The following is a 14,388-nucleotide window of genomic DNA, read 5'->3' on the forward strand; positions in this document are numbered from 1 at the left end:
ATACAGAAAGAAGTCCGCGATCAGTGCGCGGACTTCTTGAGCGATTAAGACGTTACTGTTCGGTGAGCAGCATGGTCAGTCGGGCCGACATATTCATTCAGGCGGAATGAATGACGAATCGCAGAAGTGATAAACGATTTCGCTGTACGGACCGCTTGCTCCACAGAAGCTCCTTTTGCGAGTTCAGCTGTAATTGCAGCAGAGTAGGTGCATCCTGCTCCGTGCGTATACGGTGTCTCAATACGCTCGTCCTCAATTAGGATAAACTCTTTTCCGTCATAAAGCACGTCAACTGCTCGTGGGTGGTCAATCTTACTGCCACCTTTGACAAGAACGTATTGCGCGCCTTTTTCATGGATCCGTGCAGCTGCGAGCTTCATTTCATCGATGGTCGAAGGTGTTTTTCCAAGACCGGACAATTGACCTGCTTCAAAAACATTAGGGGTCACGACCGTTGCGAGCGGTGTCAAGACATCGCGTAAAGCATTCGCGGTATCGGGATTCAGAACTTCATCTTCACCTTTACACACCATGACCGGATCGATGACGACGTTTTTGACACCAGATGACTTGATTTTTTCAGCAACGACTTCAATGATTTCGACAGTCGGGAGCATACCCGTCTTCATCGCATCTACACCAATTCCTCCAAGGACCGTATGGATTTGTGTCCGGACGAGTTCGGCATCGATTGGGTAAACCGCATGGTGCCAAGAATGATCGGGATCTTGAGCGACGATGACCGTCAGTGCGTTCATCCCGTAGACTTCAAGTTCCTGGAACGTCTTCAAATCAGCTTGAATACCAGCACCGCCACTCGTGTCAGAGCCGGCAATCGTTAACGCTTTACGTTTTGTCATGTGGAATTCCTCCTAAATAAAATAAGCATATCTTCTTGCCATCAATCATAGCGAATTCTAGTCCAAGCGACAACTGCAGGGGCTCAATTGAGACAGAAAATCCCCACCTAGCTGACTAGATGGGGAATAAGATCATTTAATGAATAGGAAATCTAAGATGTAGTAGATGAGCGCCGCCACGGCCATTGAAATCGGCAATGTGATGACCCATGTAATCAACATCCGTTGTGCTGTTCCCCATTTAACACCTTTTTTCCGGTGTGATGTACCTACACCGAGAATGGCAGAAGAAATAACGTGTGTCGTTGAAACCGGTAAGTGAATGGCTGTCGCACCAAAGATGATGGCAGCAGACGTCAAGTCAGCCGCAACCCCGTTGACCGGACGGATTTTCATGATCTGTCCACCAACGGTCTTGATGATCCGCCATCCACCGACGGATGTACCTAGACCCATTGCGACCGCACACGATAGTTTAACCCAAAGTGCGACTTCGTGATCGGTTTGGAAACCGGAAGAGATGAGGGCAAGCGTGATGATACCCATCGCTTTTTGTGCATCATTCGTTCCGTGTGTATACGATTGAAGTGCGGCTGTTGCAATTTGCATATGACGGAAACGACGATTCGTCTTCGCCAAGTTTCCTTTTTTGAAAACTACTTTAAAGATTCCATAGACGATAAATCCAAGCGTGAAGGCAAGAATCGGTGAAATGATCAGTGCCTGAACGATTTTTAGAATCCCTTTAGCTTCAATTCCGCCAAAGCCGACAGATGCGATAGCAGCACCGGCGATTGAACCGATCAGCGTGTGCGAAGAACTCGACGGAATACCGAAGTACCACGTTAAGAGGTTCCAAGCGATAGCAGAGAGTAAAGCAGCGATGACGACATAACTTCCGTGCTCAAGCGTCGACGGATCGACGATATCGCTGGAAATTGTTTTAGCAACGCCAGTAAACGTGATTGCACCTAAAAAATTCATCGTCGCGGCAAGAATGATGGCGTGACGTGGTTTCAAAGCACGAGTCGACACCGAAGTCGCAATCGAGTTCGCTGTATCGTGGAAACCATTAATGAAGTCGAAGCTAAGTGCGAGAATGACGATTATGGCGGTGATGATAAAAAGACTATCCATCTCGTTAGCTCCTCACTTATGCGTTTTTCATGATGATCGTTTCAATGACGTTTGCTGCATCTTGGCAGTAATCGGCGATTGATTCGAGCGATTCATAAATTTCTTTGTATTGAATGATTTTGATTGGATCTGTTTCTGTTGCGAACAATGCTTTGATTGATTTACGACGCAAGTTATCGCAGATGGTTTCCTGCTCTTTCACTTTGATGACGTGTTCACGCATCGGTTGGAGTTTACGTGCTACTAACAAATCCATTGATAAAGCGAGCTCGTTGACGGCAATGTGGATTTCATCCACGAAACGAATCATATGCTCGTCTGCTTGTATGATATTGTAAATTTCGAAGATAGCTGAACACTCTTCAAAACCATCGAGGACATCGTCAAGTGAATTAGCAAGTGCTAATAAATCTTCACGGTCGATTGGTGTGATGAACGCGTTGTTTAAATCGATGATCAATTGATGCATCAAATCATCACCAGCTGTTTCAAAATCTTTTACTTTATGGGCGAATTCTTTGACATCGGCAATACCATTGATTTTAAAGTCGACGAAAAATTGTGACGTTTGTTGCAGGTGTCCTGCAATCTCAGATAATTTAACCGCGAATGGATCTTGTTTTTTACTGAACATTTCTTCTGCCTCCATATTAAGAACAAGAATAGAATAGTGAAGTGACTTCACGAGTTCGATTGTATCAGACGCTATTGTAAAAGAATACAACTATGTCCCGTCTTTACGAAATCTTAATAAATCTTAATACTAAGGTGATTGTTGATTTAATAAAGAATTAAAAATTGCAAAGATAAGATGGAATTGCTTCTTAATCTTGAGGAAATTTGTGTTTTCTCTTGGCTCCTGTAAGGGAATAGAAGAAAAGCAGGAGAAGGAAGAGCGGAAGCGAATAAGAAATTAAGTTAGAACGTCATGTAAATCAGGTATAATCATGTTAAAGGAAAGAGGAGGACGTTTTGTATGCTCGTTCAAAGTTTGTGTATTCCGAAACACCAGTGTGTCAAGATTTTAGAAACCGCTACGATTCGAGAAGCGTTGCAGACGCTAGAAGAAACAGGATATCGTTGTGTCCCGGTTCTTGATCAGACCGGTCAATTGTTCAAAGGGAACATTTATAAGATGCATATTTACCGTCACGGGATGAACGGTGGTAGTTTAGATGATAACGTCATGACGTTAATCAAAAACACGACGAAGTTCATTTACACAGGCAGTAACTTCTTTGAAGTCTTTTTCTCAATCAAAGAATTGCCTTACATCGCAGTCTTGAATGATGATGGACAGTTCTTCGGCATCTTACCACACGGAAAGATGCTTGGTATGCTCGAAGAAGCATGGAATCGTGATTCAGGCAGCTATATCTTAACGGTTGCACTCAGTGAACAAAAAGGTGCCCTTGAAAAGATTGCTAAAATCGTCAATAAGTACTCAACAGTTGCGAGTTTGATGACACTTGATGCGAAAAGCAGTGTCATGCGCCGGGTCTTGATCACATTACCGACTGACTGTGATGAGAAAACGAAAAAGAAAATCGTCAAGAAATTAAATGAAAAAGGACTCCGTGTCGTTGCTGTGGAAGACTTGGCAGTTCGTGTATAATGACTAGGAAATCTGAAGGGACCAGTAAGTGGTCCTTTTTTTGTTGGGAGGAATAACAATGAAAATTTTAATGGTAGGGGCAGGTTCGATGAGCGAGTCCTTAGTCAAAGGATGGCTTGATTCGGGTATCTCCCCTCAAACGATCACGATGACCAATCGAACAGACCGGACACGTCTGTTTGCTTTGGCGGAGCAGTACGGTGTTCGGACGACGGCCGAGGAACAGGTCGAACAATTTGATGTCGTTGTTTTAGCCATGCAGCCGGACGGAGTTCTCGACTACATCAAACAAAAGACTTGGACGGACCAACTGGTAGTGTCCGTCGCCGCGCATATTACACCGGCAGACATCGAGGCACACGTTTCATGTGGTGCTGTCTGTGCGATGCCGAATACACCTGTCGCATTTCGGACAGGGATGACGGGACTTTGGTTTGGTGACCTTATCTCGGATCAGAAAAGACAACAAGCGACGACATTGTTTGAACGAGTGGGTCAGACGGTTGAAACGAATGCGACAACGATGCCTTATTTGATGGCTGCAGCAGGATGCAGTCCGGCTTTCTTCTATGAAATCGTCGGCGCGATGACACCTGTTTTAACGAAAGCGGGTTTTGATGCTTCTTCTGCCCGGCGGATCATTGCGCAGGCTATGAAAGGATCGGCGGAACTGCTGTTACACGAAGAACGTCCGACAGCGGAACTGATTGATGATGTAGCGGCTCCGGGTGGTCCGACGGATCGAGGAGTCCGTGTTCTGCGTGAACATCACTTAGCACAAGCGATATATGCTGCTTTGATGGAAAGTGCGCGGGAAGATCACTAAAGATTACTTGAAACGTCTACCGGTTCTCGATTCGAAGAGTACGGGTAGACGTTTTTTTTCATGTTCGGCTCATATAATACGAAGCGTTTCACGTGAAACATTGATTTAATCTTGCAAAGCGGGACAGAACTTCGTATATTTAAAAAAGAAACCGTCCAGACGGTACAGTAAAATGGAAAGGAGAAAGATGATGGTCAGTATAAAAGCGTTAGAAACGCGACGTCGAATCACGGATGCAACTGTTCAAGTCATGCTGACTCAAGGGTTTCCACAACTGACACTTGAAGAAGTGGCGAAACAGGCGAATGTCTCCAAAGGCGGATTGTTGTATCATTTTTCTTCCAAAGAAGAATTATTGATGGGTGTGATTGAAGAACAGGAACGGCGTCAGTTTCAGCAATATCAGACGTACCGGGAAGAGGGATTTGGTCCAATGGAAGCATTCGTCCTGCTGCAAGCAAGACGGGATGAAGAATTTTGCCTCGACATCGATACGGTATTGTTCTTATTGTCCTTATTAAAGGAAAATGCGGCTTTTGTGGAAGAACGAAAAAAACAGGTTCATCAGTTTTTTGATCAATTGATGGAACAGGCAGATCCTGTAGACGCGATGATGATTCGTTTTACATTGGACGGCTTGAAAATGTCGGAACATTTTCAGTTCGGTCAACCTGCACCTGACGTACGGCAGGCCTTGATTGAACGGTTATTGAAACAAGCACGCAAGATTGATCAAGCATCAAAATAACAAGATGGAATCGAAAAAGAAGAGAGAGAAGGCGGATTTTTACCATGAAGCGTATCATTCAATTTTCAGTCAATAATAAGTTTGCCCTTTGGTTACTGACGATTATCATCACAGTCGCCGGAATTTATGCCGGAACGACGATGAAACTCGAGACGTTGCCGGATATCACGACACCAACCGTGTCCGTGACGACGATTTATCCAGGAGCAACACCGGAACAAGTACTCGATGAGGTCAGCCGTGAACTTGAAAGTAAGGTCGAGAACCTTGGCGGAGTCGAAACCGTCCGCTCGTCCTCTTTCCAAAATGCCTCAAATTTACAAATCGACTACAGCTTCAGTACAGACATGGACGAAGCGGAACAAAAAGTCAAAGAAGCACTGGCCAATGTTGAATTGCCGGAAGGAGCACAGGAACCTCAGGTTTCCCGAATCTCCTTTGATGCCTTCCCGGTCATCGGATTTGCCGTATCGGACGAAAAACGTTCATTATCCGACTTGACGAAACTGGTCGAAAACGAACTTCAACCAAAACTCGAAGGAATCGAAGGCGCACAGACGGTTCAAATTGCCGGTCAGGAAATCCGTCGAATCGAGATTCAATTTGATGAAAAGAAATTACAACAGTACGGATTGACGGAAGAGAACGTCAAACAACTGATTCAAGCGAATGATTCCCGCTTGGCACTTGGGTTATATGAACTAGGTGATAAAGAACAGGCCGTTGTCCTCGATGGAAAGGCAACGACAGTCACTGAACTGAAGAATCTCCGTTTGCCGTACACACCACAAGCAGCAACAGAGTCACCTGAAGCCAGTGCCGGACAAGGACAGACGCAAGCACCTGCACAATCGGCGCCGACAGATGCGGCTCCGGCACAAGCAGCGAGTCCGGCTGCGGCGGCACCAACGCAAGTCCCGACCGTTAAATTATCGCAATTAGCGACGATTGAAGACAAAGGAATCGAAGAATCGATTTCCCGGTCAAACGGGGAACGTTCGATTGGCGTCCAGGTGACGAAGTCACAAGATGCAAATACGGTCGAAGTCGTCAATGCGGTCAAAGAGACGATTAAAGACTTTGAGAAAGACAATGCCAGCGTAAAAGCGTCGGTCACGCTCGACCAAGGGAAGCCGATTGAAGAATCGGTCTCAACGATGATCAGCAAAGCATTGATTGGTGCCTTGTTCGCTGTCGTCATCATTCTCTTGTTCCTGCGTAATGTCAAATCAACGATCATTGCCGTTATTTCGATTCCATTATCTCTGTTGATGGCGATTTTGGTCTTGAAACAGTTGGACATCTCCCTCAACATCATGACGCTTGGGGCGATGACAGTTGCGATTGGTCGCGTCGTGGATGATTCGATTGTCGTCATTGAAAACATTTACCGTCGCTTGACGGATCCCGCTGAACCGTTAAAAGGGAAAACGCTCATCATTGATGCGACGCGTGAAGTATTCATTCCGGTCGCTTCATCGACCATCGTCACGATTGCCGTCTTCCTGCCGCTCGGATTTGTCACAGGATTTGTCGGTGAACTGTTCCTTCCGTTCGCGTTAACGGTCGTGTTTGCACTCTTTGCCTCATTGATCGTGGCGGTAACGGTTGTTCCAATGTTTGCTGATTCACTCTTTAAACGAGGGAAGGCACCAAAACCGGAAAAAGAAGATGGCGGAAAACTCGCCAATTGGTACCGTGGTGTACTGAATTGGTCGTTAAACCATAAACTCGTCGTGTTCGGACTTGCCGTCCTGTTGCTGATCGGCAGTTTCGCGCTTGTTCCGACCATCGGCGTCAACTTCTTGAATCAAGAGAGTGAAAAAACGTTTTACGTGACCTACAATCCGAAACCGGGTCAAACGTTAGAAGATTCATTGAAGGCTGCCGACTTGGCAGAAGGATATTTCGAAAAGCAACGTGATGTGGATAATCTTCAATTTACAGTCGGTGGAGAAAATCCATTGAATCCCGGAAATACAAAGCAAGCTGTCTTCATCGCCCAGTATGATCCGGATACAGCTGATTTTGCCGATGTAAAACAACAGGCAATCAAACAACTGAATAAAGAGATTCCGACCGGCGAATGGAAAGAACAGGACTTCAGTGGAGGAGCTGCTTCTTCCGGCGTTTCGTACTCGGTTTATGCGAATTCAATCGAAGATCTACAAACGATGACACCAAAATTCGTCAAAGCGATTGAAGGCGAATCGAAATACGTGCGTAAAGTAACAACCGACTTAAAAGAGTCGTATACGCAATACACGTTCGAAGTTAATCAACAAAAAGCCGCTGAATTCGGTATCTCGACAGCACAATTGGCACAAGGAATTGCCAATGTGCAAGGCGAAGAAAAACCACTTTCTACTATAAAAGTAGACGGCAAGGAACTTGATGTCATCGTACCGAACGAACAGACGACATATGATTCCATCAACGATTTACAAACAACAGATGTCACGACGCCGCTTGGTGTCCGGAAACTGTCGGATTTTGTCTCCGTTAAAAAAGGAACGACACCGGATTCACTCAGTGAACGGGACGGCAAATTGGTCGCGACGGTCACTGCAGAATTAAAAACAGACAAAGCAACAGAAGCTTCACAAGCCATCGATAAAACAGTCAAAAAAATTAATCTTCCGACAGGTGTTTCGTATAAAGCAGGTGGTGTGACGGAGCAAATTCAAGAGTCGTTCACGCAACTCGGACTTGCGATGGCAGCAGCAGTCGCCATCGTCTACCTTGTTCTTGTCGTCACCTTTGGAGGCGCATTGACACCACTTGTCATCCTGTTCTCGCTTCCGTTTGCCATCATCGGCGGATTACTCGCGCTGTTGATTACAGGCGAAACGATTTCAGTATCTTCATTAATCGGTGCATTGATGTTGATCGGAATCGTCGTGACGAACGCCATCGTTCTGATTGATCGCGTCATTCACAAGGAAAAAGAAGGACTTGATACACGTGAAGCCTTGTTGGATGCATCAGGAACACGACTTCGTCCGATCTTGATGACAGCGCTCGCGACAATTGGCGCCCTATCACCATTGGCACTAGGTCTTGAAGGCGGTGCTTTGATTTCGAAAGGTCTCGGGGTGACGGTCATTGGCGGATTAACAAGTTCAACGTTATTAACCTTGTTGATTGTCCCGATCGTCTACGAATTCTTTGCACGGTTTCGGAAAAAGAAGTCAATAGATTAAGCAGTTTTAGTTTCTTATGATTAAAGCAGGTACCCTGGAATGGCTCTAGCATGCTATTTTAGGACCTGTTTTTTTATTTGTTGCAAAAATGTTACGGTAAACTATCCCTGTTAATAAACTGTAACACGATGAAAGAAATCGACATGATAGGATAAAAACAGTAATTATCTGATAATTTAGTTTTTTTACATAAACTCACTTACAAGGGAGATAGACGGATGAAAAGTTCATTTTTAATTCGTGTCATCGTGTTTGCAACGTTGCTCATCAGTAGCTTTGCCGCTGTTCCTCACCAAACAAAAGCCGGTACGGCAAAAAAAGTTGTCGTGGCGGTCGACGTGTTGAATGTTCGGTCAAAAGCAACGACGACAGGTCAAAAATTAGGCCAACTGAAATTAGGCCAAACGGTAACGGTCCTCGGCAAAACGGCAAACAACTGGTATCAACTCCGGTATGCGGAGAAAAATGCTTACATAGCGGCTACATACACAAAAGCGTTTAATGCAAAAGCGACAACGGGATTAACTAAAAATGGAGCAGCCGTCGTATCCGTGGCGGAAGGCTTAAAAGGACGTCCTTACGTATTTGGCACAACGGGTCCTGTCAGCTTCGACTGTTCCGGCTTTACGCGTTATGTCTACAATGCATTGGGTAAATCATTACCACGAACAGCGGCTGCCCAATACGGCGCAACGAAACGAACAGCTCCAGTTGCTGGAGATCTGGTCTTCTTCACACACGGAAGCGGAATTCAACACGTTGGGATTGCGGTGGATGGATCGACGATGATCAATGCCAACTCGTATTACGGACAAGTCGTCAAAGAATCATTCCGAAGCGGCTACTGGGGATCACGTTACGTTGCTGCCGGATCTTTATAAGAAAGAAAATCAACCAAAAACCCGCTCTTGACGCATTTGCGAGACAAGAGCGGGTTTTAGTCATTGGATTCAAGAGCGGTCAATCCGCTCAGAAGGGTGGTCGGAATTTCCACTTGAGGATGATCCCGCCAATTGTCACTAATGGCGATCGAGAAAGCTTGGCGTCCGATGGTCTCGTAAGGGACGGCAACCGTCGTTAAATTGAGGACGACTGCTAACTCACTTCCGTCGAATCCGATCACAGCTAAATCTTCCGGAATCCGGTAGCCTTGTTTACGAAGCTCCAGGATGACGCCGGCTGCGACATGATCACTTGCGGTCAATAAAGCGGTCGGACGATTGGTTTGCTTCGCCCACTGCTGTGCGATCCGGGCCCCGTCTTCAATCGTCAACGCCTGTTGGTAGATCCAGGCAACGTCGGCAAGCGATACGGTATCCTGATAAGCCCGTTTTCGGGCACGGCTGTTTGTACTGTCGGGACGACCGAGACAGATCCCGATCTGGGTATGACCAAAAGACTGAAGTGCCTTCAAGCCGCTTTGAAACGCGGTATAATGATTGATGTAGACCGAAGAGACATCTTCATGGTGTTCACAAAAAATAATCGGACCATATTGTTCGTATTGCAAAATGTCTTCGACCGGCAGACTGTGTGAGACGACAATCAGTCCATCGACTTCACGTTGGGCAAGAGCTTGAAGAACGGTTTGTTCGTGTGATGCGATGTAGTTCGTCTGCCACGTCAAAAAACGGTAGTCCGCTTCAAAAGCAGACTGGGCAATCCCGTGCAGAATTGCGGCATGATACGGATGATCGACGTAAGGCAACATGACGCCGATTGTTTTCGTTTGACCGGTCGATAAATGGACGGCAGTTTGATTTCGGATGTAACCAAGTTTTGTGATGGCGTCCCGGACGGCCCGCCGTTTATCTTCCGCGACGTACGGATGATCATTGAGGACACGCGAGACTGTCGTCACTGAAACCTCTGCTTCACGTGCTAAGTCACGAATGTTGGTCATCAAAAGTTCCTCCTAGCTGTTGGATAATTGTTGATGGATCTGAATCCAGTCCTGTCTCGTGATCGGGCCTTCAAGCCAAGCCGAACGATCGAGTTGTTCCGAAATTCTTTGAAGCAGCTCGACTTGATGAGCTGGCGGCAAGTCCGGAAACTGATCGACCAACGTATGCTTACACAAATAGTAACCGGTCGATGTGTACAGCTGTTCGATCGCTAATTCGTAAGCAACATTTTTCTGAAAGAGACGAGACAGGAATTTTTGAAATGACATGAGAAGACCTCCCTTGTAGTGTATATCAAGACCGTAATGTATGGAACGCGTTTCACGGCAAGCAAAAACTGAGAGGTCCGTCATAAAAGTGGAAAATCCGGACTGGAATTGACCAATGGAAAAAAGAGGTCTATGATTGGTTCGAATCAAGATAAAGAGGGGCGAACGTAAAATGGAATCGACAGACTCGAAGCTGGCATTAAAAATGCTCGTTGTTCTATCTCGCACAATGCATGCAGTAGCGGAACAAGTGAAAGTAGACATCAAGACCCATCAGCTGAATTTATCGGAATTTGGTGTACTGGAATTGTTGTACCACAAAGGCGATACACCACTTCAACAAATCGGCGATAAAATCTTATTAACGAGTGGCAGTGTCACGTACGTCGTGGATAAATTAGAGAACCGGGGTCTTCTTGCCCGACGATCGTGCCCGACGGACCGTCGCGTAACGTTCGGAACATTGACGGATGCAGGAAGAGAACTGATGGAAGAAACTTTTCCGAAGCACGAAGCGTTCCTCACGGACTTGTTCAGTGACCTTTCGATTCCAGAAAAAGAACAGTTGATCGACCAGTTAAAACGGATTGGTCATCGTGCAGACCATTATACACACTCAGAAAAAGCTTAATCATCCTGATTATGCTTTTTTTGTTGATTTCTTTGAAATCAAACTAATTGACAAAATAAAATGGTGTTGGTATATTTACTTACAGAAATTACTTTAGATAAAAGGGAGAAATAAAAATGACTAAATTACTTTATGTAACTGTAAACCCGAAATCAACAGAACATTCATTCAGCCTTCAAGCTGGTGAAGCTTTCCTCGAAAGCTACAAAGTAGCTAACCCGAACGCTGAAGTCCAAGTTCTTGATCTATATAAAGAAGATGTCCAAGAAATCGATACAGACGTACTCAGCGCATGGGGCAAATTCGCGACAGGCGAAGAGCTTTCAGAAGTTGAAATCGCTAAAGTCGGTACAATGACGAAACACCTGGAGCAGTACATGGAAGCGGACGAATATGTATTCGTAACGCCAATGTGGAACTTCTCATTCCCGGCCCGTCTTAAAATGTACATCGACAGCGTTCTTCTTGCAGGTAAAACGTTTGCTTACACTGCAGAAGGTCCTAAAGGATTGATGGAAGGCAAAAAAGCACTCCACATCCAGGCAACAGGCGGCGTATACACTGGTTCTGGCCTCAACTTCGGAGATGACTACCTCCGTCAAGCACTCGCTTTCACTGGTGTAACAGACTACAACTCATTGTTCATCGAAGGTATGGCAATGAACCCAGAAAAAGCAGAAGAAATCAAAGAAGCAGCAATCGCAGAAGCAAAAGAACTTGGTCGTTCATTCTCAACGGTCAACGCATAAGAAACGAAAATACCCGCTGTCCGGTAAACCGGACAGCGGGTATTTTGTGTTCACAGATGAGTTTTTTTTCGTAAAACAAGGGATGCGAAAAGGAGCAGGTCCTTTAACTTCTCCAGTCCGCGCGGGTGACTGGAAATCCGGTACAACCATTCGAGCTTCAACTTTCGGAAGACCTTCGGTGCCCGTTTGCTGTGACCTGACCAGACATCAAACGCTCCGCCGACACCGATGAAAAGGCCGTGATCCACTTTGTTATAAACGGATGCAATCCATTCTTCCTGTTTCGGTGCCCCGAGGGCCACCAAAATCAAATCGGCGTCGGCTTTTTGAATGACTTTGGCAGCTTGTTCTTCTTTGCCGAATCCATGAAAGGTCCCAACGAACTGGATATCAGGAAAACGGATTGATAATTGTTGAATCAGCGACTTCATGACTTCCGGACGTCCACCAAGCAGGAAGACCCGTTTCTTTAAAGCGTCGGCTGTTCGAAGCAACTCCCGTGCCGTCTCGATGCCAGGCAATGTCGCAGTGAGCGGTTGACCCATCCGTTTTCCGGCTGCCGTCACACCGATTCCGTCAGGCGTGATGAACGTTGCTTGTTGTAAAATATGCCTATAAGCGGGATCACGCAAAGAACGTAAGACCAGTTCGGGATTAGCTGTAACAATAAAGGCTTTTTCATTGTTGTGTAAAATCGTTTTAATATGGGTATACCAATTCGACGGTGTTGCGTCGACAAAAGGCAAACCAAATAACTGTGTTGTTTGAATCATCTTTATTCCACCTCATGTACCATCATAGCAGAATCAAGCCGGACGAACAGGGGCTTGAGACTGAAAAAAAGGAGCGAACGGGATGCATGCAGCCTGGCAGGAGATTTTAAAAGAAGAGAAAGAAAAAGACTACTTTATCCAATTATGGGATTTCGTCAAGACCGCTTACCGGGAAACGACGGTCTATCCGCCGAAGGATCGGATTTTCCATGCCTTTGACGCGGTGGCGCCGCAGGATGTCCGCTGCGTCATCCTGGGTCAGGATCCGTATCATGGACCAAACCAGGCAAACGGGTTAAGTTTTTCCGTCAATGACGGGATTGCGATTCCGCCGTCTTTACGTAATATGTACAAGGAACTAGGATCCGATCTCGGATGTCCGGTGCCGACGACGGGTAATCTGGAAGCCTGGTCGAAGCAGGGCGTGTTTTTGTTGAATACATCACTGACGGTTGAAGCAGGGAAAGCCGGTTCCCATGCGAAAAAGGGCTGGGAATCGTTTACGGATCGTGTCATCGAAGTACTTGGACAGCAGGAGCAACCGATTGTATTCATTCTTTGGGGAAATCATGCGAAAAGTAAAAAAAGCTTGATTGATACCTCTCGTCACCTCGTCCTCGAGTCCGTTCATCCAAGCCCACTTTCGGCGAGCCGCGGTTTTTTTGGCAGCCGGCCGTATTCGCAGACCAATGACTGGTTACAGCAACAAAACCGAACACCAATCGATTGGTGTATTTCGTAAAACATGAAAAAACCAATTTACTCCACAAAGACGGAGTAAATTGGTTTTTTTGAATGGTTTAATCCATCATGAATTTTTCGATGACGAGGGCAATACCGTCCTCATCATTAGAAGCTGTCATGTACTGGGCTTTTTCTTTGACAGTATCGGCAGCATTCGCCATCGCGACACCAAGACCGGCCCATTCGATCATAGTCAAATCATTGTTGCCGTCTCCGCAGGCGATGACATCTGCCTGCTTGATTCCGAGACGTTCAGCGAGCAGGGCAAGACTTGTTCCCTTCGTCACACCGGCTTCCGTAAACTCGAGGAAAAATGGCTTCGAGCGGGCGACAGCAAGCTCACCGGCTAACTCAAGTTGAAGTTTTTGTTCGACTTCCGCCAAACGGTTTTCTTCCGCAAGCATCAAACATTTGACGACCGGTTCTGTGATGGCTGCTTTGAAATCCGGGACGATGATGACATCCATTCCTGTCAGTTCCCCTTCAATTGTCGTGAAGCCGTTAGCGCGTTCTGTCAAAATTTCGTGTCCGACATACGTGTGAATGTCGATGTTTTCCCGTTTACTTAAATCGTAAAGACGATGTACGGTTTCCGGAAGAAGGGTACTGGAGAAGAGGGACTCATTTGTTTTACAGTCGATGATGGAAGCCCCGTTGAAACTCAGGATATAACTGCCATAGCGGGCAAGTTCCAACTCGTTTGCTAAATCAATCATCGCGTAAGTCGGACGACCACTCGCAAGCACGACTTTTTTGCCACGACGTTGTGCGTCGAGTAACGATTGTTTCGTTTTTGGAGAAATCGTATGGTCGCTCGTCAATAATGTATCGTCAAGATCAAGTACAATCATTTCGTAAGCCATGAATATAAACCCCTTTCGAATATCTGTTACATCTTAACAAGTTGACACTTCTTCCACAATATACTC

At 45.9% G+C, this 14,388-nt stretch carries 15 protein-coding genes; 8 read left to right on the top strand and 7 right to left on the bottom strand.

From position 1 onward, the window contains the following. Positions 1 to 44: 44 nt before the first annotated feature. The 3 genes from KNP93_RS10930 to KNP93_RS10940 all read right to left on the bottom strand — a co-directional run bounded on the left by KNP93_RS10930 (position 45) and on the right by KNP93_RS10940 (position 2,631). A complete protein-coding gene (locus KNP93_RS10930; RefSeq protein WP_026827153.1) occupies positions 45 to 860 on the bottom strand; it encodes a bifunctional hydroxymethylpyrimidine kinase/phosphomethylpyrimidine kinase in 816 nt (271 codons plus the stop codon). A 132-nt stretch (positions 861 to 992) separates the two neighbouring features. Then, positions 993 to 1,997: an inorganic phosphate transporter gene (locus KNP93_RS10935; RefSeq protein ID WP_026827154.1), complete on the bottom strand. Its 1,005-nt coding sequence runs from the start codon at positions 1,995 to 1,997 to the stop codon at positions 993 to 995. A 16-nt stretch (positions 1,998 to 2,013) separates the two neighbouring features. Next, positions 2,014 to 2,631, bottom strand: a complete 618-nt coding sequence (locus tag KNP93_RS10940; protein ID WP_131503514.1) for a DUF47 domain-containing protein — start codon at positions 2,629 to 2,631, stop codon at positions 2,014 to 2,016. A gap of 342 nt (positions 2,632 to 2,973) precedes the next feature. On the opposite strand from KNP93_RS10940, the gene cbpA reads away from it, so the two are divergent. The 5 genes from cbpA to KNP93_RS10965 all read left to right on the top strand — a co-directional run bounded on the left by cbpA (position 2,974) and on the right by KNP93_RS10965 (position 9,270). Then, complete coding sequence (cbpA, locus tag KNP93_RS10945; RefSeq protein WP_026827156.1) at positions 2,974 to 3,612, top strand: cyclic di-AMP binding protein CbpA; 639 nt, start codon at positions 2,974 to 2,976, stop codon at positions 3,610 to 3,612. Between the two features lie 58 nt (positions 3,613 to 3,670). Further along, a complete protein-coding gene (locus KNP93_RS10950) occupies positions 3,671 to 4,438 on the top strand; it encodes a pyrroline-5-carboxylate reductase family protein (protein WP_214855304.1) in 768 nt (255 codons plus the stop codon). 190 nt (positions 4,439 to 4,628) lie between these two features. Continuing rightward, entirely contained in the window at positions 4,629 to 5,186 is a 558-nt protein-coding gene (locus KNP93_RS10955; RefSeq protein ID WP_131503512.1) for a TetR/AcrR family transcriptional regulator, read from the top strand. A 44-nt stretch (positions 5,187 to 5,230) separates the two neighbouring features. Beyond that, a complete protein-coding gene (locus KNP93_RS10960) occupies positions 5,231 to 8,389 on the top strand; it encodes an efflux RND transporter permease subunit (protein ID WP_214855307.1) in 3,159 nt (1,052 codons plus the stop codon). A 218-nt stretch (positions 8,390 to 8,607) separates the two neighbouring features. Continuing rightward, a complete protein-coding gene (locus tag KNP93_RS10965) occupies positions 8,608 to 9,270 on the top strand; it encodes a C40 family peptidase (RefSeq protein ID WP_214855309.1) in 663 nt (220 codons plus the stop codon). Between the two features lie 56 nt (positions 9,271 to 9,326). Here KNP93_RS10965 and KNP93_RS10970 read toward each other — a convergent pair whose 3' ends face one another. Further along, a complete protein-coding gene (locus KNP93_RS10970) occupies positions 9,327 to 10,292 on the bottom strand; it encodes a LacI family DNA-binding transcriptional regulator (RefSeq protein ID WP_214855312.1) in 966 nt (321 codons plus the stop codon). 12 nt (positions 10,293 to 10,304) lie between these two features. Then, the gene (locus tag KNP93_RS10975) at positions 10,305 to 10,562 is read right to left on the bottom strand and encodes a hypothetical protein (protein WP_114596661.1); all 258 of its coding nucleotides are present in this window, start codon (positions 10,560 to 10,562) and stop codon (positions 10,305 to 10,307) included. Between the two features lie 172 nt (positions 10,563 to 10,734). Here KNP93_RS10975 and KNP93_RS10980 point away from each other — a divergent pair, with 172 nt between their 5' ends. Together KNP93_RS10980 and KNP93_RS10985 are read left to right on the top strand one after the other, a co-directional pair. Next, positions 10,735 to 11,193, top strand: coding sequence for a MarR family winged helix-turn-helix transcriptional regulator (locus KNP93_RS10980; protein WP_131973504.1), 459 nt, complete (start codon positions 10,735 to 10,737; stop codon positions 11,191 to 11,193). A gap of 116 nt (positions 11,194 to 11,309) precedes the next feature. Further along, positions 11,310 to 11,942 (top strand): NAD(P)H-dependent oxidoreductase, encoded by a 633-nt coding sequence (locus tag KNP93_RS10985; protein WP_131973503.1) that lies wholly within the window; start codon positions 11,310 to 11,312, stop codon positions 11,940 to 11,942. Positions 11,943 to 11,992: 50 nt separating this feature from the next. On the opposite strand, the gene KNP93_RS10990 is transcribed toward KNP93_RS10985, so the two are convergent. Continuing rightward, on the bottom strand, positions 11,993 to 12,715 hold the full coding sequence (locus KNP93_RS10990) for a WecB/TagA/CpsF family glycosyltransferase (RefSeq protein ID WP_214855315.1): 723 nt from the start codon (positions 12,713 to 12,715) through the stop codon (positions 11,993 to 11,995). Positions 12,716 to 12,797: 82 nt separating this feature from the next. Here KNP93_RS10990 and KNP93_RS10995 point away from each other — a divergent pair, with 82 nt between their 5' ends. Beyond that, a complete protein-coding gene (locus KNP93_RS10995) occupies positions 12,798 to 13,457 on the top strand; it encodes a uracil-DNA glycosylase (RefSeq protein ID WP_131503504.1) in 660 nt (219 codons plus the stop codon). A gap of 58 nt (positions 13,458 to 13,515) precedes the next feature. Here KNP93_RS10995 and KNP93_RS11000 read toward each other — a convergent pair whose 3' ends face one another. Beyond that, positions 13,516 to 14,322, bottom strand: a complete 807-nt coding sequence (locus KNP93_RS11000; RefSeq protein WP_131503503.1) for a Cof-type HAD-IIB family hydrolase — start codon at positions 14,320 to 14,322, stop codon at positions 13,516 to 13,518. Between the last annotated feature and the right edge of the window lie 66 nt (positions 14,323 to 14,388).

Source organism: Exiguobacterium sp. s166, from assembly GCF_018618855.1.
Lineage (GTDB): Bacteria > Bacillota > Bacilli > Exiguobacteriales > Exiguobacteriaceae > Exiguobacterium_A.